Source organism: Gemella sp. 27098_8_92, from assembly GCF_041433685.1.
In the GTDB taxonomy this organism is placed as follows: Bacteria; Bacillota; Bacilli; order Staphylococcales; family Gemellaceae; genus Gemella.
In genome coordinates this window covers 1-2,160 of the sequence record NZ_JAPWBZ010000016.1, presented here as the reverse complement: position 1 = coordinate 2,160, position 2,160 = coordinate 1, and the positions used below count along the sequence as shown (strand labels likewise).

At 33.7% G+C, this 2,160-nt stretch carries 1 protein-coding gene and 7 tRNA genes; 7 read left to right on the top strand and 1 reads right to left on the bottom strand.

From position 1 onward, the window contains the following. Positions 1 to 35: 35 nt before the first annotated feature. The 7 genes from O3802_RS07640 to O3802_RS07610 all read left to right on the top strand — a co-directional run bounded on the left by O3802_RS07640 (position 36) and on the right by O3802_RS07610 (position 646). Positions 36 to 112 (top strand) — tRNA-Asn (locus O3802_RS07640). 6 nt (positions 113 to 118) lie between these two features. Then, a tRNA-Glu gene (locus O3802_RS07635) sits at positions 119 to 193 on the top strand. Positions 194 to 200: 7 nt separating this feature from the next. After that, a tRNA-Val gene (locus tag O3802_RS07630) sits at positions 201 to 276 on the top strand. An 11-nt stretch (positions 277 to 287) separates the two neighbouring features. Further along, positions 288 to 371 (top strand) — tRNA-Tyr (locus tag O3802_RS07625). A gap of 14 nt (positions 372 to 385) precedes the next feature. After that, positions 386 to 461, top strand: a tRNA-Gln gene (locus O3802_RS07620). Between the two features lies 1 nt (position 462). Continuing rightward, positions 463 to 535 (top strand) — tRNA-Lys (locus O3802_RS07615). 39 nt (positions 536 to 574) lie between these two features. Further along, a tRNA-Glu gene (locus O3802_RS07610) sits at positions 575 to 646 on the top strand. Between the two features lie 86 nt (positions 647 to 732). On the opposite strand, the gene O3802_RS07605 is transcribed toward O3802_RS07610, so the two are convergent. Continuing rightward, positions 733 to 2,070, bottom strand: a complete 1,338-nt coding sequence (locus tag O3802_RS07605) for an ISL3 family transposase (protein ID WP_371458997.1) — start codon at positions 2,068 to 2,070, stop codon at positions 733 to 735. Between the last annotated feature and the right edge of the window lie 90 nt (positions 2,071 to 2,160).

The following is a 2,160-nucleotide window of genomic DNA, read 5'->3' as shown; positions in this document are numbered from 1 at the left end:
TTTGAAGTCTTTAGCAAATGCTTTAGACTTATTATTCCACAGTAGCTCAGTTGGTAGTAGCATCTGACTGTTAATCAGAGGGTCGCAGGTTCGAGTCCTGCCTGTGGAGCCATTTTTTGGCCCGTTGGTCAAGTGGTTAAGACACCGCCCTTTCACGGCGGTAACACGGGTTCGAATCCCGTACGGGTCACCATTTGAACGGAGGTTTAGCTCAGCTGGGAGAGCACTTGCCTTACAAGCAAGGGGTCAGCGGTTCGATCCCGTTAACCTCCACCATTTTAATAGTTGGGAAGATAGCGAAGAGGCTAAACGCGGCGGACTGTAAATCCGCTCCTTAGGGTTCAGTGGTTCGAATCCACTTCTTCCCACCATTCTTTTATAACATTGGGATATAGCCAAGCGGTAAGGCAACGGACTTTGACTCCGTCATTCCCCTGGTTCGAATCCAGGTATCCCAGCCATGAGCCATTAGCTCAGTTGGTAGAGCATTTGACTTTTAATCAAAGGGTCGAAGGTTCGAGTCCTTCATGGCTCATTTATTATATAAAAGGCTTAACAGCCTTTTATATTTTTTGGCCCGTTGGTCAAGTGGTTAAGACACCGCCCTTTCACGGCGGTAACACGGGTTCGAATCCCGTACGGGTCATCTTGACTTAAAAGCTACAATTAATTTTGTGGCTTTTTTAGGCTCTATGTCAAATACGGGGCATGAGAAAATAACCCTATAAAATGCTAAGCAGCTTCAAGCTGCTTGGCATTTTTACTATGCTTACCAACTCTTTCATTATTCTTATACTTAGAAACAAATAACCTAGACATAATCAAAATGCGTAACCTAAAATTATCAAAACTATTATAACCATAAGAAACTCTTTTAACTAACTTAATCTTATTATTAAACCCCTCTAACGGACCATTAAAATACTCATACTTAACACTATTAACCATGTATTCTTTATACCTTTTCATCGTCTTAATTGCTTTAGCTATCCCCCTAGGTAAGCTAGTTGTATCCATATCCATTAGTTCCTTTAAACTTACTTCATCTCTGTCTTTTACCGCTTTTCTTACTTCTTGTGTTATCTCATAACTAGCTCTAAATGACTTATCTAATGACAATATATAATTTAATACATCTCGTCTAGTTACTAATTTACCAAAACTCCTATTGTAAAAATACTTTTCACAATCAATCTTATCCTCATCAGCTAGTACTAATCTCCAAAAGTTCTTTAGTATTGTATAATTTCTACCTTCTTTTCCTTTTTTGCCTCTGTAGATATTCATCAGTCTTACTCTTTCTTTATTTAACTCTCTGTTTATATTTTGAATGATATGAAATCTATCAATTATTATACGGGCATTTGGAAAGTGTTTTTTTATTATATCCATATATGGTGGGTATATATCTATACAGATTGTTTTAACTTTGTTTTTTGTTTTTCTTTTAAATCTAAGGAAGTAACTATTTAGGATATATTTTGTTCTTCCTTCTACTATATCTATAAAATCATGTGTTTTGGCATCCAGAAATACAAAGCTCATTGAATGTTTACTATCTTTTGTTGATTTTATTTCATCAAAGCATAAGTGTTGCGGAAGGCTTTTATAACAATTTACTTCTACTTGTTTTCTACAAGATTTTAGTATTCTTATTGTTGTATTTTCTGATACATTATGTTCTTTAGATATTTGTTTAAATGATAATGTAGCTGTTAGAACTTTTAAGATTGATAGTTTTACATTTTGAGAGATGTGACAATGTTTAAGTACAAGAGATGTTCTAGCTACAAACTTTTTATTACATTGTTTACATTTAAATCTTTGTTTTTTTAGAGTTAATCGTGAGGGTATGCCTGATAGTTTCAGTAGGTTTATTGTAGTAGGTTCATTAAATCCATTTTTTACTACTTTATTACTATTACAGTATTCGCATTTTGTTGGTTTATATGATAGAACACCTTTAAATATAAAGTGTGTTTGTCCTTTTATTTTTTCTTTTTTGAAGGTAGGATCTATTATTATATTTTTATCTTTTATTTGTAGTAATTCTGTGATACAATTATTCATGACAAATATCCTTTCTTAGTATTTAGGTCACACTTTATATTTTATTGGATATTTGTCTTTTTGTATATAGAATTAAAATCCGGAGCATGG

Coding starts and splice junctions, on each gene's coding strand:
- O3802_RS07605 (WP_371458997.1), bottom strand. CDS start 2,070: ATGAATAATTGTATCACAGAATTACTACAAATAAAAGATAAAAATATA.